Annotated in this window: 17 protein-coding genes, 1 tRNA gene and 1 pseudogene; 9 read left to right on the plus strand and 10 right to left on the minus strand. The window is 68.6% G+C overall.

Features of this window, described 5'->3' with window-relative positions; all coding sequences use genetic code 11:
* A pseudogene (locus tag A5714_RS27515) lies at window positions 1-397 on the minus strand (hypothetical protein); the annotation flags it as partial.
* Here A5714_RS27515 and A5714_RS01170 point away from each other — a divergent pair.
* Entirely contained in the window at window positions 378-1,319 is a 942-nt protein-coding gene (locus tag A5714_RS01170) for an alpha/beta hydrolase (protein WP_369829408.1), read from the plus strand. The pseudogene A5714_RS27515 and the gene A5714_RS01170 overlap by 20 nt on opposite strands.
* Before the next feature lie 63 nt (window positions 1,320-1,382).
* The gene (locus A5714_RS01175) at window positions 1,383-2,075 is read left to right on the plus strand and encodes a type 1 glutamine amidotransferase domain-containing protein (protein WP_068281918.1); all 693 of its coding nucleotides are present in this window, start codon (window positions 1,383-1,385) and stop codon (window positions 2,073-2,075) included.
* 52 nt (window positions 2,076-2,127) lie between these two features.
* Here A5714_RS01175 and A5714_RS01180 read toward each other — a convergent pair whose 3' ends face one another.
* The 5 genes from A5714_RS01180 to A5714_RS01200 all read right to left on the minus strand — a co-directional run bounded on the left by A5714_RS01180 (window position 2,128) and on the right by A5714_RS01200 (window position 7,221).
* Window positions 2,128-2,469 (minus strand): VOC family protein, encoded by a 342-nt coding sequence (locus A5714_RS01180; RefSeq protein WP_068069957.1) that lies wholly within the window; start codon window positions 2,467-2,469, stop codon window positions 2,128-2,130.
* 21 nt (window positions 2,470-2,490) lie between these two features.
* The gene (locus A5714_RS01185) at window positions 2,491-4,134 is read right to left on the minus strand and encodes an NAD-dependent malic enzyme (RefSeq protein WP_068281937.1); all 1,644 of its coding nucleotides are present in this window, start codon (window positions 4,132-4,134) and stop codon (window positions 2,491-2,493) included.
* Between the two features lie 73 nt (window positions 4,135-4,207).
* Window positions 4,208-5,221: a zinc-dependent alcohol dehydrogenase family protein gene (locus A5714_RS01190; RefSeq protein WP_068281920.1), complete on the minus strand. Its 1,014-nt coding sequence runs from the start codon at window positions 5,219-5,221 to the stop codon at window positions 4,208-4,210.
* Between the two features lie 57 nt (window positions 5,222-5,278).
* Entirely contained in the window at window positions 5,279-6,100 is an 822-nt protein-coding gene (locus A5714_RS01195) for an MBL fold metallo-hydrolase (RefSeq protein WP_068281922.1), read from the minus strand.
* 107 nt (window positions 6,101-6,207) lie between these two features.
* The gene (locus tag A5714_RS01200) at window positions 6,208-7,221 is read right to left on the minus strand and encodes a GlxA family transcriptional regulator (protein ID WP_068281924.1); all 1,014 of its coding nucleotides are present in this window, start codon (window positions 7,219-7,221) and stop codon (window positions 6,208-6,210) included.
* 346 nt (window positions 7,222-7,567) lie between these two features.
* Here A5714_RS01200 and A5714_RS01205 point away from each other — a divergent pair, with 346 nt between their 5' ends.
* Entirely contained in the window at window positions 7,568-8,353 is a 786-nt protein-coding gene (locus tag A5714_RS01205; RefSeq protein WP_231975714.1) for a type 1 glutamine amidotransferase domain-containing protein, read from the plus strand.
* A gap of 41 nt (window positions 8,354-8,394) precedes the next feature.
* Window positions 8,395-8,796, plus strand: a complete 402-nt coding sequence (locus A5714_RS01210) for a nuclear transport factor 2 family protein (RefSeq protein ID WP_068069966.1) — start codon at window positions 8,395-8,397, stop codon at window positions 8,794-8,796.
* On the opposite strand, the gene A5714_RS01215 is transcribed toward A5714_RS01210, so the two are convergent.
* Together A5714_RS01215 and A5714_RS01220 are read right to left on the minus strand one after the other, a co-directional pair.
* Window positions 8,793-9,785, minus strand: a complete 993-nt coding sequence (locus A5714_RS01215) for a carbon-nitrogen hydrolase family protein (protein WP_082959507.1) — start codon at window positions 9,783-9,785, stop codon at window positions 8,793-8,795. The genes A5714_RS01210 and A5714_RS01215 overlap by 4 nt on opposite strands.
* A 9-nt stretch (window positions 9,786-9,794) precedes the next feature.
* Window positions 9,795-10,907, minus strand: coding sequence for a phenylacetaldoxime dehydratase family protein (locus tag A5714_RS01220; RefSeq protein WP_082959508.1), 1,113 nt, complete (start codon window positions 10,905-10,907; stop codon window positions 9,795-9,797).
* A gap of 415 nt (window positions 10,908-11,322) precedes the next feature.
* Between A5714_RS01220 and A5714_RS01225 the strand changes: the two genes are divergently transcribed.
* Window positions 11,323-11,976 (plus strand): trimeric intracellular cation channel family protein, encoded by a 654-nt coding sequence (locus tag A5714_RS01225; RefSeq protein WP_068281928.1) that lies wholly within the window; start codon window positions 11,323-11,325, stop codon window positions 11,974-11,976.
* Between the two features lie 21 nt (window positions 11,977-11,997).
* On the opposite strand, the gene A5714_RS01230 is transcribed toward A5714_RS01225, so the two are convergent.
* A complete protein-coding gene (locus tag A5714_RS01230; RefSeq protein ID WP_068281939.1) occupies window positions 11,998-13,233 on the minus strand; it encodes an amidohydrolase in 1,236 nt (411 codons plus the stop codon).
* A 189-nt stretch (window positions 13,234-13,422) separates the two neighbouring features.
* Window positions 13,423-13,496: transfer RNA gene (locus A5714_RS01235), tRNA-Arg, on the minus strand.
* Window positions 13,497-13,681: 185 nt separating this feature from the next.
* On the opposite strand from A5714_RS01235, the gene A5714_RS01240 reads away from it, so the two are divergent.
* From A5714_RS01240 to A5714_RS01255, 4 genes are all read left to right on the plus strand, one after another.
* Entirely contained in the window at window positions 13,682-14,929 is a 1,248-nt protein-coding gene (locus tag A5714_RS01240; RefSeq protein ID WP_068281930.1) for an alpha/beta hydrolase, read from the plus strand.
* Window positions 14,930-15,073: 144 nt separating this feature from the next.
* The gene (locus tag A5714_RS01245; RefSeq protein WP_068281942.1) at window positions 15,074-16,543 is read left to right on the plus strand and encodes a wax ester/triacylglycerol synthase family O-acyltransferase; all 1,470 of its coding nucleotides are present in this window, start codon (window positions 15,074-15,076) and stop codon (window positions 16,541-16,543) included.
* Window positions 16,544-16,635: 92 nt separating this feature from the next.
* Window positions 16,636-18,267, plus strand: coding sequence for an HAD-IB family hydrolase/lysophospholipid acyltransferase family protein (locus A5714_RS01250; protein ID WP_231975716.1), 1,632 nt, complete (start codon window positions 16,636-16,638; stop codon window positions 18,265-18,267).
* Window positions 18,264-20,612 (plus strand): glycerol-3-phosphate 1-O-acyltransferase (locus A5714_RS01255; RefSeq protein WP_068281935.1); only part of this gene is annotated, 2,349 nt, incomplete at its 3' end. The genes A5714_RS01250 and A5714_RS01255, both read left to right, overlap by 4 nt.

A 20,612-nucleotide genomic window follows, 5' to 3' on the forward strand; every position in this document is an offset into this window, starting at 1 on the left:
AACTCCCGATCGTGATCGCGACGGCCGCTCCCACCAGCGCGGCCCACAACCACATCTGCCAGGGCGGCGGTTCGCTGGCCAGCCCGAGAGTGCCGTAAAACCAGTGCGAGCCCGCCGCTGTGAGGACGCCGGCCGCCACAACCAACGTCAGCCGGATCCAAGCGCGCCCGAGCCCCGCGATGGCGTAGACCAAGGCCGCGACGGTGACGGCTTCGATCGCCACGGGGACCAGCCCGTGCATCAGCGAACCGCCGCCCTGGCAGATGTGGTTGTGGGCCGCGCTGGTGGGAGCGGCCGTCGCGATCACGATCGGGAGTTGGCGCCGCACCGGGTGGTGGCGCCGCAACGCCTGCGTGTTCGCGGTGTCGTTTTGTCTGTTGAGCGCCGGGCTGACCATCAACGCGTGGCTGGGTTACTTCCCGACCGTCTCGTCCGCCTGGGGCCAATTGACCAACGGGCCGCTGCCGGACCAGACCGAGCTGCGGGCGGCTCACGACGCCAGGTCCAAAGGGGTTGTGCCGCAACGCGGAGCTGTGGTGCCGGTGGACACCGGATCCGCCGCGTCGGGTTTCGCGCACCGTGGCGAGTGGGTGTACCTGCCGCCGGCCTGGTTCGCCGCGGCACCGCCGCGCCTGCCCGCCGTGTTGATGATCGGCGGTGAATTCAACACCCCGGCCGACTGGATCCGCGCCGGTGACGCCGTGGCCGCGCTGGACGCGTTCGCCGCGGCGCATGGCGGCTACGCCCCGCTGGCCGTCTTCGCCGACGCCACCGGTGGGTTCACCGTCGACACCGAGTGCGTCAACGGCTCGCGCGGCAACGCCGCCGATCACCTGCTCGCCGACGTGATCCCGCGGGTGGCCGACCAGTTCGGCCTGTCACCAGAAGCGAAATGGGGCGTCGTCGGGTTCTCGTCCGGGGGCACCTGCGCGGTGGACCTGGCGGTCATGCATCCCGAACGGTTCAGCGCGTTCGTCGACATCGGCGGTGACATCGCCCCCAACGCTGGCACCCGCGAACAGACCATCGACCGGCTCTTCGGTGGGGACGCCGCGGCCTGGGCGCGGTTCGACCCGAGCACGGTGATCACCCGGCACGGCCCCTACCGCGACGTGGCGGGGCTGTTCGCGGTTCCCGGCCCGGTCGGGCGGGCCGCCGCGGACTCGTTGTGCCGGTTGGGCGCCGCCAACAGCATCGACTGCGCGGTCATCGGGCTGCCCGGCAAGCACGATTGGCCCTCGGCCGCGGCGGCTTTCGCGACGACGCTGCCCTGGCTCGCGGAACGCCTGCAGACGCCGCGCGCCGCCGTGGCGCCGTAGCGGCCATTGACGCCGGTAGCTCGATACACAACGCTGGTGGCAAGCAGACGCGGGAGGAATGCGATGGCGAAGGTCTTGATCGTGGTATCGGGCGCGAGCTACTGGACGCTCAACGACGGCACCCGGCACCCCACCGGCTACTGGGCCGAGGAGTTCGCCGCCCCGTACCGCGAGCTCACCGGCGCCGGGCACGAGGTCGTCGTCGCCACACCGAAAGGCGTTGTGCCGTACGTGGACGCGATGAGCCTGCGGCCGGCGATGGCCGGCGGCGAGGAGACCGCGCGCGAAATGGAGGAGATCCTGCGCTCCGCCGAGGAGCTGCGCCGCCCGATCGAGCTGGCCGACGCCCGCCTCGACGACTACGACGCCGTCTACTACCCCGGCGGGCACGGCCCCATGGAGGACCTGTGGCGCGACGCCGATTCCGGGCGGCTGCTGATCGCCGCCCTGGCTTCCGGCAAGCCGCTGGCCATCGTCTGCCACGCGCCGGTGGCGCTGCTGGCGACCCGCCGAAACGGCGTGTCGCCCTTCGCCGGTTACCGGGTGACGGCCTTCACCAACGACGAGGAGGACGGCGTCGGGCTGCGCGAGAAGGCCCGGTGGACCGCCGAGGACGAGCTGGTGCGGATGGGCGTCGAGTTCACCCGCGGCGAGAACTGGAAGCCCTACACCGTCGTCGACCGTAACCTGTTCACCGGCCAGAACCCCGCGTCGGCCGGGCCGCTGGCCCAGGAGTTCATGAAGAAGCTCGACTAGCACCCAGCGTGCACACCGAGCAGGCCGACGCGCGGCACTGATCGCTGGGCGCTTAGGGGCCTTCGACGTACTCGAACACCGCGCCGTCGGGATGTCGGACGTCCACCCTGCGTCCCTGCGGCCCCGGCATGGGGCCGGCGACGATGTGCCCGTTATGAGCCGACAATGCGGCCAGTACCGGATCCAACGACTGCACACGCACCGTGGCAACGCGATCGCTGACCCGATCGGTGTTCCCGCTCAGCAGGAGGAACGACCCCACGCGCGCCAGCCTGACATCACGGACATTGAACCGGGTGGCCTCCGCCCCCTCGGTCAGGGCTTGATAGAAGGGGATGGCCCGGTCCAGGTCCTCGACGAGGACCCGTGCCAACACCGTGGTCACGTTGCCCATGCTGTCTCCATTCTCATTCACTCAGCGGTATCGGGGCGACCAGCGCGTGCGTGTGATGTGTTCGCTGAGCGCCATCGGATCTTGGGCCGGCGCAACACCGTCTTTGATCGCCTGTGCCGCAACAGCTTCGGCGATACGTATGGTGACGTCCGGTGTGTCGCGCAGCGACGGCAGCAACGGCGAAGCCGGGCTGGAAAATGCGGGAGATTCTTCGCCGAGGGCCCGAGCGGCGGCCGCGACCATGGTGTTGGTCACCCGGGTGGCTTTGGCGGCGGTGACCGCGAGTCCGATCGCGGGAAAGATGTAGACATTGTTGCACTGCGCGACCTCGCGGCGAGATCCGTTGCGGTGCAACGAGCCGAATGGCGATCCGGTCGCGATCAGCGCGCGGCCGTCGGTCCAACGGTCGAGCTCGTCGGGATGTGCCTCCGCGCGACTGGTCGGGTTGGACAGCGGGAAGATGATGGGGCGCTCGACTTTGCCGGCCATCTCTCGCACGATCGTCTCGTTGAACGCGCCCGCCGCCGACGACAGACCCAGCAGGACATCGACGTCCGCGTGGCGCACCACGTCGGCGAGTTGCGCCGGCCGGGACAGGTTCCACGACGCTACCCGCGCGGCTGGTTGGGCGTGACGGCGCTTGGCTTCGGAAAGCCCCGGACGGTCATCGGTCAGCAGACCGAATGAGTCGACCACCCAAAGACGTTGCCGTGCAGCGCGTTCGGTTAAGCCAAGACTCATCAACTCGCGATGCAGCATGTCCATCACCCCGATGCCGGCCGACCCGGCGCCCAGCATCACGATGTCGAGTTCCGACAAGGGCCGGCCCACGACCCGGGCGGCACCGTGCAGGGCGCCCAGAGTCACCGCGGCGGTCCCTTGAATGTCGTCGTTGAAGGTCAGCATGGTGTTGCGATACCGGTCCAGGATGGGTTGGGCGTGGGTCGTCGCGAAGTCCTCCCACTGCAGCAGCACGTGGGGAAGCGTCTGCCGTACCGCGCTGACGAACATGTCGATGAAGTCGTCGTAGGCCTGGCCGTCGATGCGGCGGTGCCGCCAGCCCAGGTAATAGGGATCATCCAGGAGAACGGCGTTGTCGGTGCCCACGTCGAGCAGAATGGGAAGGGTCCGCCCCGGATCGATGCCCCCGATCAGGCTATAGAGCGAAAGCTTGCCGACCGGGATCCCCATGCCACCGATTCCCTGGTCTCCCAAGCCGAGGATCCGCTGGCCGTCGGTGACGACGATGACGTCGATGTCACGGTGCGGACGGTTGGCCAGGGCCTCGGTCAGGCGGTGACGTTGCGGGTAGGAGAGGAACAGGCCTCGGGGGCGACGGTAGATGTTGCTGAACTGCTGGCAGGCTTCGCCGACGGTCGGGGTGTAGATGATCGGCAACGTTTCCACGATGTGTTCCTGCAGGACGCGGTAGAACAACGTCTCATTACGATCCTGCAGCGCCCGCAGGTAGGCGTGCTTGTCCAACGGTGTTGGGCGAGTGCTGAACTCGTGCCAGCAGTGCTCGACTTGCTGGTCGAGCGTCTTGACCGCCGTCGGCAGTAGGCCCATCAAACCCAGGCGGCTGCGCTCGTCATCGGTGTACGCGGTGCCTTTGGTCAGGAGGGGATCGAAAAGCCGGGCGTACCCCCTGCGGTCGACATGCATTGCGTTGATTCCGTTCTCCATTGTGGGCCCAGCGAACCACGCAGCGCCGCCCGCGACGAGCCGTTCTTCCCTGTCAATCCGTGAGGAGCACTTTGATCGCGCGGCGTTGCGCCATGGCGTCGTAGCCTTCGGCAACCCCCGACAGGGGCAGGGTCAGGTCGAAAACCCTGCCGGGGTTGATCTTTCCGTCGAGGACAAGCTCGATGAGCGAGGGCAGATATCGGCGAACGGGTGCGGTCCCCCCGCGCAGGCCCACCTGGCTATGGAAGAGTTCGGTTGCAGGCACGCTGGTGTTCTGAGGGAGCCCGACGAAACCGATGGAGCCGCCCGGCCGGACGGTGGCCAGCGCTTGCGCCATCGACTCCGCGGTGCCCACGCACTCCAGCACGCAGTCGGTTCCCAGACCCCCGGTCAGCTCCTTGACTTGTTGGGCGCCGTCGGCGCCGCGCTCGGCGACGATGTCCGTCGCGCCGAATTCGACTGCCAGTGCTTGGCGTGAGTTGTGGCGGCTCATCATGATGATGCGTTCCGCGCCTTGGTGTGCTGCGGCAAGGACGCCGCACAGCCCGACCGCGCCGTCGCCGACCACCGTCACCGTGGAGCCGCGCCGCACATGCGCGGCCTCCGCGGCGTACCACCCAGTGCCCATGACATCGGAGAGCGCCAGCAGGTTTGGGATATCTGTCGGACTCGGAGTGGTGGGAGTCGCTACCAGCGAACCATCCGCCCACGGCACGCGCACCGCTTCGGCCTGACATCCGCGCATCATGGCTCCTTGCGGGCAGGACGACTGAGCGCCCGCCCGACACAACGCGCAGGTGTTGTCGCAGTAGCGAAACGGCCCGACGACGAACTGGCCGGGCCTGACGCTCGTGACGTCGTCACCGACCTCTTCCACCACTCCGCAGTACTCGTGCCCGATGGGCGTGGGCGCCGCGTCGCCGGCGTCGCGATACGCCCAGAGATCGGTGCCGCAGATGCAGCTGGCGGTGATGCGAACGACGGCATCGGTGCTCTCGCGCAATACGGGATCGGGAAGCTCTTCCAATCCGACGTGTCCGGTCCCGTGCAGTACCGCACCGCGCATGCCCAATCCTTTCCGCGAGCTGATGTGTCGACACCTGGCGTGCAACGCCGGCGGCGATCAACGAGTGGGAGGCACCGTGATTCCGGTCTCGACCCCGGGGGTAATGAGGAGCAGCCGGTCGCCGAGGCCGCGCCGCGCGAACGCGGGCTCCAGCGCGTCGAGCTCTTCGGTCAGGTGCCCCCAACCGTCGGCGTGCAGCGGCACCACCACGGGACAACCGAGGATGGCGGCGGCTTCGGCGGCCTGGTCGGCACCGAAGGTGAGATAGGCGTCAAGCAAGGACGTTCGGGCGCGCCCGGCGAAGATCAGCGCAATATCGATAGGACCGGCGTGGTCGGCGATGTCGCGCACCACCGACAGCGACGCGTTGTCGCCGCTGATATACACCGTCGGCAGTCCCGCGCCGCTCAGGACGAAGCCGCGCACCTCGCCGGTGAGGTGTTCGGTGCCGACCGGGCCGTGCTGCGCGGGTACCCCGGTGACTTTGAGTTCACCGCCGTCGGGGCGAATCAGAATGTGGCTGCGCCACAACGGTAATTCGCGTGTGTTGCCCCCGAGTCTTTCCGCGGCCGCCTTGGTGCTCAACACCAGCGGCGCCGCCCGCAGCACCTCCCGGCCCGCGTCGTCAAGGTTGTCCGGGTGTTGATCGTGGGACAGCAGGACCACATCGATGACGCCTATGTCGCGGGAATCGATGGCCGGTCCAACGGTTTTCGTCAAGACTCGCCGGCCGATCGGGTGATCGCCGGGCTGGTCGAAGGTGGGGTCGGTCAGTAGGTTTAACCCGCCCATGCTCACGATTGCGGTGGGGCCGCCGACCGTCCGAAGGGTGACGGCCGCCAGACCCGTACCCGAGACCGCCGCCAAAGACGTTGCCATGCCTACATTGTTGGCACAGCGCTGCCGTCAACGTGAGACATGCGGTGGCACAAAATGGGCGATTCCGGCCACAGCAAGAAGATGCGCGGCTTCCGCGGCCCGCGGCCTCAGCACGACGGGCGCAACTGCTCACCGTTCGAGAAGCGTTGCCGCTCGGCGACTCTTGCGCGCACGTTCAGCCGATACTGCAGCGGGCTGACGCCGAAGTGGCGGCGGAAATGGCGGCGGAGTGCCACTCCGTTGGTGAATCCCGAGTGTTGAGCGATGTCGTCGATCGAGCTGTCACCGTCCTCCAAGAGGCGCTGGGCGGCCAGTACGCGTTGATAGAGCACCCACTGCAGCGCCGACATGCCGGTGACCGTGCGAAATTGGCGGTCGAAGTTGCGCCTGCTCATCATTGCCCGCCGGGCGAGCGCGTCGACGTCCAGAGGCTCGGCGATGTGCTGCACGGCGTAGGCCATGATCTCGGTAAACGTCTTGGCCGGCTGGGGTAACGGCAACACGTTGTCAACGACTTGCGCCTGCGTTCCGTTGCGGCGCGGCGGCATGGCCATCCGCCGGGCGATGGCCGCCGATGCGCGGGCACCCCACTGCCGGGCGACCAGGTGCAAGCAGGCATCGAGCGCCGCGCCGGTGCCGGCGCCGGTCACGATGTCGCCGTCGTCGATGAACAGCACATCGGGATCCACCGAAACCTTGGGATACATCGCGGCCAGCGTTGGCGCGTAGAACCAGTGGGTGGCCGCGCGACGGCCGTCGAGCAGCCCCGTGGCGGCCAGCACAAAGCCACCAAGACAGAAGCTGACCAGAGTCGCGCCGCCCGCGTGCGCCGCCCGAATTGCATCGAGGGCTTGCTGCGGCGGGCGCTCTCGAACGTCGCGCCAACTCGGCAGCATGATGATCGACGCCTCGGCCAGAGCTTCGAGACCGTAAGGGGCCGTGACGATCAGGCCCCCCGTCGTGGTGAGGGGTCCCTCTTCACCGGCGACAGGAAGGAACCGAAACTTGGGCGCCCCCGTGGACGATCGATCCATGCCGAAGACGCTCATCGGCACCGAGGTCTCGAACATCGGTGCGCGGTCGAAGATGACCAGGGCGACCGCTGATGGGTCTCGCACCATGAGGAGCCTCCTACGCGCGGTCGTCGATCTCGCGGCGGCCCGAGAGCCGCGTACTTCAGGCCACCAGTTTAGCTGCCGCCGTCCGCCACGCGACACCGTTGGTGGTGGCCCACCCGATCCGGGATTACCGGCATCGGCCCAGCTCGCAGTTCATTTTGAGGCGTGCGGACAGCGGCTGGAGCCGGCGGACAGGCTCGGCCGCATTTCGATCAGTTTCGGCCACACCGTCGACATCGTCGCGCCGTGATTCACCAGAGGGGGTCACGTGTTCGACGGCTTGAAGTGATCGAAACTCGCGTGAATCGCTACTCCCGGAACGCAATTGGACGCCGTACGTTCGTCGCAGGTGGAGCGACGTGGCGTTAAGGCCACACGCGAAACCCCGCGGCCCCGGGGCTGCCGGGTCGGTGCTTCACCACCCGTTGCGGCCGAGCATCAGCAAGGAGAACTCATGAAGTTGTTGTTTGTCGTCACCTCGCACGACCAGCTCGGCGACAGTGGCGTGCAGACCGGTCTGTGGTACGAAGAGCTCGCCGCTCCCTACTACGTCTTCACCGACGCCGGCCAGCAGGTGACGATCGCGTCACCGAAGGGCGGTAAGCCCCCTGTCGACCCGCGGAGCACCAACCCGCCCTTCGACGCGCCGGTGTGTCACCGCTTCGATGCGGACGCGACAGCCCAGGCGGCGTTGGCGGACACCGCGGTGCTCGCATCGGTCGCTGCGGAGGACTTCGACGCCATCTTCTACCCGGGCGGTCACGGGCCGATGTTTGACGTCGTGGAAGACAAGTCGTCGATTGCCCTGATCGAAGCGTTCTACGCCGCAGGCAAATACGTGGCCAGCGTGTGCCACGGTCCAGGGTCGCTGCGCCGCACCCAAACCCCCGACGGGCAGCCCCTGGTCGCCGGCAGACACGTCACAGGTTTCACCAACGCCGAAGAAGTGGATTCCAAGGCGCTCGACGACGTGCCCTTCCTCATCGAAGACGAGTTCGTCCGGCTGGGCGGGATTTTCGAGAAGGTCGCGAACTGGCAACCCCACGTCGTGATCGATGGTCAGCTCATCACCGGCCAGAATCCCGGATCGGCCCAGGGCGTCGCGGAAGCGTTGCTGGCTCAGCTCACCCAGTGACCGGATCGACCGGTCGCCCCTCTCGCCGCAAGGAGTTCCGCGTGCCACGAACGTACGACGATCGCTACCGCATCGGCGAGGCGTTCGCCATGGCCCTCAACAGCAGGGACGTCGACGCCATCCGGGCTGCTGTCAGCGACGGCTGCCGGTGGGTCTTACCGAGTAACGGTGCCAACCCGACCTTGGGCACCAAGGTCGGCCCCGATGCGCTCGTCGAGCGACTGGCCGTGCTGAACGAGGCGCAGCTCAACCTGTTCGTCGAGCATGTCTGCGTCAACGCGCACGGCGACATCGCGCTGATCTTCCACAATTGGGGGATTCAGGGGGAGCGGCGCATCGACGAGCATTTGGCCACGACGCTCACGGTCGACCCGGACGGCAAGATCACCGAGATCGTGTCATACCTCAGCGATATTGACGCGCTGTTCGCGTACTTCGCCTAGCCGATCGGCGGCGAATGATGTTCGCGTTCCGGAAATTCCGTCGTGCTCTCCGGCGTGACGTCGTTCGTCGATCGGACGGCCTGCTGTGCCGTCCGGTTGATCGATAGGTGGAAGATGTCGGGTCGCGAATAGTGACCCACCACGTCGAAGTCGTATTTGGCGCGCACGATGTCGTCCAGATCCAGATCCGCGACCAGGACGGTTTCTTCGTCGTACACCGGCCCGGCCAGGACGTCGCCCAGCGGGCCGATGATCGAACTGCCGCCGTTGGAAACGAGCGTCTCCGGGTCGTCACCGAATGTGCGGGGATGATCGGCAGGGAAGTCCTTGACCCGCATCACCTGGTTGGCCGCCAAGACGAAACAGCGTCCTTCCTGGGCGATGTGTCGCATCGTTGCGTGGTGACTGTCCAGGCCGACAGCGGTTGGTGCGCAATAGATCTGGATGCCCTGTTCGTACATCGCCAGCCGTGCGGTCGGCATCAGGTTCTCCCAACACAGCACCGCACCCAGCCGGCCGGCGTCGGTGTCGTACACCGCCATCGTCGAGCCGTCACCGAATCCCCACACCAGGCGTTCGGCGGCGGTGGGCATCAGCTTGCGGCGCTTGCCCAGCAGGGAACCATCGGGAGCGAAGTACAGCGCGCTGCAATACAACGTGGACCCGCCCCGCTCGATGGCGCCGATCACCAGGTAGCTGCGGTGGCGACGAGCGATCTGCCCCAGCCGGTCGGTGTCTGCGCCCGGCACGTCGATGGCGGCCTTGAAGTAGCGAAGATACTCGTCGCGGCCCTCGCGGGATCGCTGCCCGACGACAGCGCCGAAGTGGCTGCCCTTGGGGTAGCCACCGATGAACGCTTCGGGAAACACTGCCACCCGGGCATCGTTCTCGGCGGCGCGTGCCGCCCAGTGGTCGACCAATTCGATTGCACCGCAGCGATCGAAGGGTGTGGTCCCGGCTTGAATCACCGCGGCGCGGGTAACGGTCACGACGTCCTCCTAAACGGTGTCCAGCGACGCCAGCGTCGCCGTGGGTCGGTCGGTGGTCGGCCGCGCCGGCATCAGTAACGACCCCACCCGAGTCATCCCGGTGCCCGGTGCGCAGTTGATGTATTCAAAACGGTTGTTGGCGGGCAACGCGAAGGCCTCGTGCCAGGTGATGACGTCGCGGCGCGGGCCGTACTTGTGACCCATCGCGATCTGATGGTCGTAGATGGCGTGATGCGTCGGGTGGTCGGCGGCCCACGATTCCAGGCCGGCGTAATCCTGGAATACCGCATACACCGATGTTTCGCGGCGCGGGGTGAAGTCGTCGTCGACGTTGGTCAGCTGCCGCAGGTACACACATCCCGTGTCGGGGTGATGCGCCAGGTAGTCCATTCCGCGGTCGAGCTTGGGCCGCAACGCGTCCTCGTAGTCCTTGGCCTGTTCCGGTTCGGAGTCGTGCCAGTACTGCCCGGAGCGCATCACCAGCGTGTTGAGCGGCAGGAAGCTGAGCAGACGGCGCCCGCGCGGGTCGATGGCGTCGTCGTAGTGCACCGCCACCCCGAGAGGGGACTCGATCTCGTCGACCGCGGTGATCGGGATTCGGTCCCGCGCGGCGCCGCTGTAGCCGTTGTTGGTGATCTTGACGATTTCGGTGTCCGGGGTGCGGCCCAGTCCGATGCGATAGTCGCTCTTCGAAAAGATGGTTTCGTGACGGTCGTACGGGCACACGATCGTTTCGCGCCAGTATCCGACGGTCTCGCGTTCCCGGTCGACGGAGCCCCACCACGGCGCGAGACCGGCCCGCACCCACCACCATCCGTGCGCCGAGGTGGAGGTCCAGTACGCGACCACGACGGTGGCCGGTTGTCCCGCCTCGTCGCGCGGGCACACCATGACTTCGAACGCTTCCGGGCCGTGCGGGCGCCCGAAGGCCTCGCGGAAGCGCGCCACGAACTCCACCGACGCGGGACTGTCCGGTGCGGCGCCCTGCACCGCGAACCAGTCGGAGACCAGTTCGGGCACCGGCCGTCGCCACCTCAAGGAAAATCGAACGGACGGCGGGGTGAAGTTGGGGGGTCGGCGCGCGGCCACGGTGCGCTCATAGGTCGGCTCGAAAATGTCCATGCGGCAAACTCCTCGAGTCCAACCTCGTCGCGGTGTGCAGCACTGGGCTGCCTTGCTGCCGACCAGTATCACCGCCGAACGGCGAATCGCCCTGTCGCTGGCTGAAATCGACCAAACTCTGGCGGTCGTTGACCGATTCACGTCGAGGCGCCAGCGCGGCAATTACCCGACGGCCGATCTCCTGTGGGCCCGTCCACGGCGCTCTCGTGGCTTCTCGAATCTTCGCGTTTTTGTTTGTGCTACAGCCAGTTCGGCAGATCCTCGGCGTCGGTGAGAGGTGGCGCCCTTATTCGGCGTGGGGAACCAAGGCGCGGTACTCAGCCGTTGCCGCCGCGTCGATGTGAGTGTGACCGCGGCACCGATGAGGCACGATCAGAGGGTGATGACAGTGTCGGGCGCCGTGTTACATGGCGATGTGAACACCGAATCATCGCTACTGTTGGCGCTGGACCTTTTTGGCACATTCGTGTTCGGACTCAATGGGGCGCTGACCGCGGTGCGTGCCGCGCGGCTCGACCTGGTCGGCGTCGTCACGCTGGGAATGATGACGGCGCTGGGTGGCGGCGTCATCCGCGACCTGCTCATCGGCGCGATACCGCCGGCGACGTTTCGCGACTGGCGCTACTTCGCTCTGGCCGCTGGTGGCGCGCTCATTGCGTTTGGGTTGAGCTGGTGGCTGGGGCGGTTGGGGAAGCTGATCATCGTGCTGGACGCGGTCGGCTTGAGCGTGTTCGCTGTCATCGGCGCCAGCAAGGCAGTGGAATTCGGCCTCGGGGTCGCACCGGCGGCTGCGCTCGGGGTCGTCACCGCGGTGGGCGGCGGCACGATTCGCGACGCCTTGGTCGGGCTCGTTCCGACCGTGCTGCGCAAGGAACTGTATGCAATTCCGGCACTGGCGGCCGCAGGGCTCACCGTGGCCGCCATGAAGCTGGGCGTCTACGGCCTACCGGCCGCGGCGGGAGCCGCCGCGGTGTGCTTCCTGATCCGGATGCTCGGTGTCCGGTTTGGTCTCAACGCCCCGAGCATGCCGCGCGACGGCCACGGTTCCCGTGGCGCCGACGCCGAGTAGCGCATCGGACCGGCGGAGGATTCAGGTGGCGAGCCAGGCCGAGGCGGCAACCACCAGCGCTTGGGTGCCGGTGTCCAGGGTGGGTTGGATCACCGGGGCGAAGGTCGGCGCGTGGTTAACGGGAATGGCCTGAGCAACCGTTCCGGCTTCGGCGGCCTCGCGGTACTGCTGCGCGTCGATTCCGCCGATGCCCCAGTACGTGTAGGGGACGCCGAGCGCGTTCGGGATGTCGCTGAAGTCCTCACTGGCCGACTGTGCCGCGATCGGCCGGAAGCGATCGCCGAAGTATCCGGCGAAGGCGTCGCTGACCCGGTCGGTGACCGCGTCGTCGTTGACGGTGCGGGGGAAGCTGTCGTAGAGCTCGAACTCGGGCTCCTTGGGTGAGCCCGAGGCCTGGCACTCGGCGGCGACCATGCGCCGGATCGCGGCCAGGACCGTGGCGCGCACGGAGTCGTCATACGTCCGCAGGTTCAGTTCGAGGACGGCACGATCGGCGATCACGTTGCTCTTGCTGCCGGCGCGGACGCTTCCGATCGTCAAGACGACCGTGTCGGAGCCGGCGACCTCCCGGGAGACGATGGTCTGCAACCGGATGACGATCATCGCCGCGAGCAACACGGGATCGACGGCGGCCTGCGGCATCGAGCCGTGCGCACCGCGGCCGTAGACCGTGATGCGCATGCTGTCGGCAGCCGACAGGACCGGGCCGCGACGCGTGCCGACGTGTCCCGCCGGCGCCGGCAGGACATGCTGGGCAAGAGCCACGTCGATAGACGGCACGGCCTCGGCCAGGCCGTCATCGACCATCCCGCGGGCACCGTCACCCACCTCCTCGGCGGGCTGAAAGAGCGCGACCGCTGTTCCGCGCCAGTGCTGCCGCGCGTCAGCGAGCAGTGCGGCGGCGCCCAGCAGACACGTGACATGGACGTCGTGGCCGCACGCGTGCATGACGGGGACCTCCTGACCAGCACCGTCGGTAGCCCGAACGGTGCTGGCGTACGGGAGACCGGTGGCTTCTTCGACGGGCAGCGCGTCCATGTCGGCGCGCATCAGTACCGACGGGCCGTCGCCGTTGCGCAACACGCCGATGACGCCGGTGCCGCCGATGCCGTCGTGGACCTCGTAGCCCCAGTCGCGCAACCGGTCCGCGGCGAGCTTGGCGGTCCGATGTTCCTGATGGGACAGCTCGGGGTGCTGGTGCAGGTCGCGATAGAGGTCTTCCTGCCAGTGACGGATCTCGGCCAGGCCGCCCAAGATGGCGGCGGCGTTCGACGCGGCGCTCAACTTTCCTCCGGTTGCGGTAGCTGGAAACCCAGAAGATGCGTGCTTTTATTGTTGCCCTGCACCCGTCGGCCATGAGGCTCATCTGCTCGGCCGTTCCCGACTCCCTACGGAGTGTCGAGGATCAACCGAGGCCGCACGGGCTAGAAGTGCCCGGCTACAGAGCGCCCCCGGCACGACTCGAACGTGCGACCTAGGGATTAGAAGGCCCTTGCTCTATCCACCTGAGCTACGGAGGCAATGCGCAGGTCAGTCTATCCAACGCCGGCGGCGGCCGGATCGGCCGCCGCGACGCGCGCGAAAACCCTTCGCGCGCCGCAACTATCGGCTAGGGTATGGACTCTCGACACACGTACAACACCGGCCGGTAAACGGCCGTTCACCGCAACGAGGCGTGTGCATAACCCCAAGGGGTGGGCGTGCAATGAGCGTGGCCGTAGACCTGACTTCCCGGTGCGCGCGGGCCGGCGCGCAGGCGCTGCGCCTGGCGGCCGACGCCAGGAACGCCTGCCGGGCCGGTGGGCTGCTGCTGCGGGGATCGCCGTTCATCGCGAGCTGCGTCGCCGGCTGGCTGTCCACCGAATTCCCGCCGCACGTGGTGACCGGGCACGCGCTGTCACGCGTCGCGCACCCGTCGATCGGCCGGGTGGGCAACACCTGGGCGGCCCAACGGGCCGACCGCGCCCTCACCGCCGCGCTCGAGGAGGCCCTGGGGTCGCAGTTCCGTGAGCAGGTGTGCCATCCGGCGTTCGTGGGGTCCGCGTGCGCGCCACGGGCCGGGCGCCTCGGCAGGCCCGGCCCGCACCGCCGTTACGCGGGGCAGACCTCCGACATCTCCTACGGCCCGGGTGGCCGCGACAACCTGCTCGACATCTGGCGGCGCCACGACCTGGCGCCCGGCTGCCGGGCCCCGGTCCTGATCCAGGTGCCGGGCGGGGCGTGGGCGCTCAACGGCCGTCGCCCGCAGGCCTACACGCTGATGAGCCGGATGGTCGAACTCGGCTGGATCTGCGTCTCGATCGACTACAGCAAGAGCCCGCGCTGCGCGTTCCCGGCTCACCTGATCGACGTCAAAAGGGCGATCGCGTGGGTCCGGGAAAACATCGCCGCCTACGGGGGCGACCCCGACTTCATCGCGATCACCGGTGGCTCGGCCGGCGGGCACCTCGCCTCCCTGGCGGCCCTGACGCCCAACGACCCGACCTTCCAGCCCGGGTTCGAGCGCGCCGACACCACGGTGCAGGCCGTCGCGCCGTACTACGGCGTCTACGACTTCACCGACTTCGACAACATGCACGAGCTGATGCTGCCGTTCCTGGAACGGTTCGTCATGAAGGCCCGCTACGCCGAGACGCCCGAACGGTTCTCGGCGGCATCGCCCGTCTCCTACGTGCACCGCGACGCACCGCCCTTCTTCGTGCTGCACGGGGAGAAGGACGAATTGGTGCCCAGCGGCCAGGCGCGAGCCTTCTGCGCGGCGCTGCGCTCCGCCGGCGCCGCCACGGTGGCCCACGCCGAACTCGCCAACGCCCACCACGCCTTCGACATCACCCCCACGGTGCGGTCGCGGCTGGCCGCGGACGCGGTCGCGGACTTCCTGGGCGTCATCTACGGCCGCCGGGTCAGCTCGCTGCTCGATTCCGCCCCGCTGACCGCGACTTCGGCCAGCTGAGCCGCGCTCCCACCGCCGCGGCCCGGGCTCCTTTCACCGGCGCGGTAACCCGACTAGCGTTGTGGTGATTATCGGGTGGGCGGGCGGTCCCAGACAGGAGGCTTGAGCGACGGTGACCAGGTTGACGCGTCGAGCTGCACGACCATGACTGAACCCGTCAAGGCCATCGCGTTGTCCGACGAGCTGGGGCCGGTCGACTACCTGATGCATCGGGGGGAAGCCAACCCGCGGACCCGCTCGGGCATCATGGCGCTCGAGGTCCTCGACACCACCCCGGATTGGCAGCAGTTCCGCACGCGCTTCGACAACGCCTCCCGGCGGGTGCTGCGGCTGCGCCAGAAGGTGGTGGTGCCGACGCTGCCCACGGCGTCGCCGCGCTGGGTCGTGGACCCCGATTTCAACCTGGACTTCCACGTCCGGCGGGTGCGGGTCTCCGAACCCGGCACGCTGCGCGACGTCTTCGACCTCGCCGAGGTGATCCTGCAGTCCCCGATGGACATCTCCCGGCCCCTGTGGACCGCCACGCTGGTGGAGGGCCTGGCCGACGGCCGCGCGGCGACCCTGCTGCACGTCAGCCACGCGGTCACCGACGGCGTCGGCGGGGTCGAGATGTTCGCCGAGATCTACGACCTCGAGCGCGAACCCCCGGCCAGGCCGACGCCGCCGCTGCCGATCCCGCAGGACCTCACGCCCAACGACCTGATGCGCCAAGGCATCAACCAGCTGCCCCTGGCGCTCGTCGGCGGCCTCGTCAGCGCCGTGTCCGGGGCGGTGTCGGCCGCGGGGCGCGCGGTGCTGGAGCCGACGGCCACCGTGTCCGGGATCGTCGGGTACGCGCTGTCGGGGATGCGGGTGCTCAACCGGGCCGCCGAGCCGTCGCCGCTGCTGCGCCGGCGCAGCCTGGCCAGCCGCACCGAGGCCATCGACATCCCGCTCGCCGACCTGCACAAGGCGGCCAAGACGGGCGGCGGGTCGATCAACGACGCCTACCTGGCGGGCCTGTGCGGCGCCCTGCGCCGCTACCACGAGGCGCTCGGCGTGCCGATCAAGACTCTGCCGATGGCGGTGCCGGTCAACCTGCGGGCCGACGCCGACACCGCCGGCGGCAACCGGTTCACGGGCGTCAATCTGGCCGCGCCGGTGGGCACCGTCGACCCCGTCGCGCGGATCGCGAAGATCCGGGCGCAGATGACCCAGCGCCGCGACGAGCTTGCGATGAACATCGTCGGGTCGTTGGCGCCGGTGCTCAGCGTCCTGCCGACGGCGGTGCTCGAAGGCATCACCGGCTCGGTGATCGGCTCGGACGTCCAGGCCAGCAACGTGCCGGTGTTCCCGGGCGACACCTACATCGCCGGCGCAAAGGTGCTGCGCCAGTACGGCATCGGTCCGCTGCCGGGAGTGGCGATGATGGTGGTGCTGATCTCGCGGGGCGGCTGGTGCACCATCACCGTGCGCTACGACAGGGCCGCGGTCCGCAACGAGCCGCTGTTCGCCCAATGCCTGCTCGAGGGCTTCGACGAGATCCTCGCGCTGGCCGGCGACGCGGCGCCGCAGGCCGTGCCGGCGTCCTTCACCGAACCGGCCACCTCGGCGCGGACGGTGGTGGGCTCGTGAGCGCGCCGCGGCAGTCCGACGCCAAGCGCGGCAGCCGGCAGCCCGAGCCGCGGGACAAGGATCTGCGGTTGCCGGGCTCCGTCGCCGAGATCATGGCCAGCCCGCCCGGGCCCGCGATCGGCGCGTTCTTCGACCTCGACGGCACGCTGGTCGCGGGCTTCACGGCGATCATCCTCACTCAGGAGCGGCTGCTGCGCCGCGACATGGGCGTGGGCGAGCTGCTCAGCATGGTGCAGGCGGGCCTGAGCCACACCCTGGGGCGCATCGAGTTCGAGGACCTCATCGGCAAGGCCGCCGCGGCGCTGGCCGGGCGGCTGCTCGACGACCTGGAGGAGATCGGCGAGCGTCTGTTCGTCCAGCGCATCGAGTCGCGGATCTACCCGGAGATGCGCGAGCTGGTGCGGGCCCACATGGCGCGTGGCCACACCGTGGTGCTCAGCTCGTCGGCCCTAACCATCCAGGTCAACCCCGTCGCGCGCTTCCTGGGCATCCCCAACATGCTGACCAACAAGTTCGAGGTCAACGACGACGGCATCCTCACCGGCGGCGTCGAAAAGCCGATTCTGTGGGGGCCGGGCAAAGCCGCTGCGGTGCAACGCTTTGCGGCAGAGCACGACATCGACCTGAAGGACAGCTACTTCTACGCCGACGGCGACGAGGACGTCGCCCTGATGTACCTGGTCGGCAACCCGCGCCCCACCAACCCCGAGGGCAAGATGGCGGCGGTCGCCAAGCGCCGCGGCTGGCCGATCCTGCGGTTCAACAGCCGCGGCCCGGTGGGCCTGCGACGGCAGGTGCGCACGCTCGCCGGCCTCGGCTCGATCGTCCCGGTCGGGGCCGGGGCGGTCGCGATGGGTGTGCTGACCCGCAACCGGCGCCGCGGGGCCAACTTCTTCACGTCGGTGTTCTCCCAGACGGTGCTCGCGACCACCGGCGTGCACCTCAACGTGGTGGGCAAGGAAAACCTCACCGCGCAACGCCCGGCCGTCTTCATCTACAACCACCGCAACCAGGTCGACCCCGTGATCGCCGGCGCGCTGGTCAACGACAACTGGGTCGCGGTGGCCAAGAAGGAGCTGCAGAAGAACCCCATCATGGCGCTGCTGGGCAAGGCGCTGGACGGCGTGTTCATCGACCGCGACGATTCGGCGGCCGCGCTGGAGACGATGCGCACGGTGGAGGAGCGGGCCAAAAGCGGCCTGTCCATCGTGATGGCGCCGGAAGGGACCCGGCTGGACACCACCGAGGTCGGCCCGTTCAAGAAGGGCCCGTTCCGCCTCGCGATGGCCGCGGGAATTCCCATCGTGCCCATCGTGATTCGCAACGCGGAGATCGTCGCCGCCCGCAATTCCGTCACCATCAACCCGGGCACCGTCGACGTCGCCGTCTTCCCGCCGATCTCGGTGCAGGACTGGACGTTGGAGGATCTGCCCGAGCGCATCGCGGGGGTCCGCCAGCTCTACCTCGACACGCTGGCCAACTGGCCCGTCGACGAGCTGCCGCAGGTGGACCTCTACGCGGAGAAGCAGGCGGCCCGCGCGAAGAAGGCCCCGGCCCGCAAGGCGCCGGCCAAGAAGGCTCCGGCTCGTAAGGCCGCGGCCAAGGCGCCCGCCAAAAAGGCCGCGCCGAAACCCGCTGAGCCGCGGAGCAATCCGAACGAGTCGCAGGTCGACCTCGGCAATGGCGAGGCGCTGCAGTCCCGGGATCACCAAGGGCACCCGTGACCGAACTGGCCGCCGATGCCAGCGCGGTGCTGACCGGGCGCGATTGCCTGGTGCTGGCGGCCATGACCTCACCGGTCGAGGCGCAGCTGGTCACGGCGTGGCTGGAGCGGCAGCGCGCCGGCCGCCCGGACGCGGCCGTCAACCTGGTCACGCTGCCGCCGCTGGACGCGCCGGCGTCGGCCCTGACGGCGTTCGCCGAGCAACTCGAGTCGGGCCTGGACGCGGGGGAGGACCGATCGATCGTCCCGGTGCGGGTGTTCTGGCTGCCTGCACCCGATCGCGGGCGCGTCGCCAAGCTCGCCGGGTTGCTGCCCGGGCGCGACCCCTACCACCCCAACCCGCGGCAGCAGCAGCGCATCGTGGCCGCCGCGCCGCAGCGCGCGCGGGTGGTCGCCGGGGAGGCGGCCACGGTGTCGGAGCTGCGCCGGCAGTGGCGCGACACCACCGCCGCGCAGGACAAGCGGGACTTCGCCCAATTCGTGATCCGGCGCGCGCTGCTGGCCATGGAGCGCGTCGAGTACCGCATCCTCGGACCCCAGTACAAATCCCCCCGGCTGGTGAAGCCGGAGATCTTGGCGTCCAACCGGTTTCGCGAAGGCCTGAAGAAGATTCCCGGCGCCACGCTGGACGAGGCCGGCAGCATGCTCGACGAGCTCGCCACCGGGTGGAGCCGCGTCTCGGTGGACCTGGTCTCGGTGTTGGGCCGGATGATCTCGCGCGGGTTCGATCCCGAGATCGACTACGACGCCTATCAGGTCGCGGCGATGCGCGACGCGCTGGACGCGCACCCGGCCGTCCTGCTGTTCTCGCACCGGTCCTACATCGACGGCGCGGTGGTGCCGGTGGCGATGCAGGAGAACCGGCTGCCGCCGGTGCACGTATTCGCCGGCATCAACCTGTCGTTCGGGGTCATGGGGCCGCTGCTGCGCCGCTCCGGCGTCATCTTCATCCGCCGCAACATCGGCACTAACGCGCTCTACAAATACGTGCTGCGCGAATACGTCGGCTACATCGTCGAAAAGCGGTTCAACCTGAGCTGGTCCATCGAGGGCACCCGCTCGCGCACCGGCAAGATGCTGCCGCCGAAACTCGGCCTGCTGTCCTACGTCGCCGACGCCTATCTCGACGCACGAAGCGAAGACATTTTGCTGCAACCGGTTTCGATCAGCTTCGACCAGTTGCACGAGACCGCCGAGTACGCCGCCTACGCCCAGGGCGGGGAGAAGACGCCCGAGGGCGTGGGGTGGCTGTACAACTTCATCCGCGCGCAGGGCGAGCGCAACTACGGCAAGATCTACGTCCGGTTCCCCGAGGCCGTGTCGATGCGGCAGTACCTTGGGCCGGCGCACGGCCCGCTGGCGCTCGATCCCGACGCGAAACGGCTTGCGCTGCAGAAGATGTCGTTTGAGGTGGCGTGGCGCATCCTGCAGGCGACGCCGGTGACGGCGACGGGTCTGGTGTGCGCGTTGCTGCTCACCACCCGCGGCGCAGCGTTGACGCTCGATCAGCTGCACCACACCCTGCAGGACTCGCTGGACTACCTGGAACGCAAGCAGAATCCCATCTCCACGAGCGCCCTGCGGCTGCGCACGAGCGACGGTGTGCGCGCCGCGGTGGACGCGCTCTCCAACGGGCACCCCGTCACCCGGGTGGACGGCGGCCGGGAGCCGGTGTGGCAGATCGCCCCGGAGGAGCAGCACGCCGCCGCGTTCTACCGCAACTCGGTGATCCACGCCTTCCTGGAGACCTCGATCGTCGAGCTGGCGCTGGCGCACGCGCGGCACGCGCCCGGTGATCGCCGGGAGGCGTTCTGGGCGCAGGCCATGCGGCTGCGCGACCTGCTCAAGTTCGACTTCTATTTCGCCGACTCGGCGGCATTCCGCGGCAACATCGCCGAAGAGGTTGCCTGGCACGACGATTGGGAAGCGCACGTCGCCGCCGGCGGCGCCGAGATCGACGCGATGCTGTTCGCCAAACGGCCTCTGATGGCCGACGCCATGCTGCGGGTGTTCTTCGAGGCTTACGAGATTGTCGCCGACGTGCTGCGGGACGCGCCGCCCGACGTCAGCCAGCAGGACCTGACCGAACGGGCGCTGGGCGTCGGCCGGCAATACGTCGCGCAGACCCGGGTGCGCAGCAGCGAATCGGTCTCCACCCTGCTGTTCGCCACCGCCTGGCAGGTCGCCGCCGACCAGGACCTGATCGGAACCGGCCCGGATTTGGGCGCGCGGCGCGACGCCTTTCGCCGGGAGCTGCGCGATGTGCTGCGCGACTGCGACTACATCGGGCAGATGGCGCGCCGGCAGTTCGTCGCCCGGGAGTTCAGGGCGCGTCAGGCCCGCCAG

This window comes from Mycobacterium sp. E2462 (genome assembly GCF_001672685.1).
Classification (GTDB): Bacteria; Actinomycetota; Actinomycetes; order Mycobacteriales; family Mycobacteriaceae; genus Mycobacterium.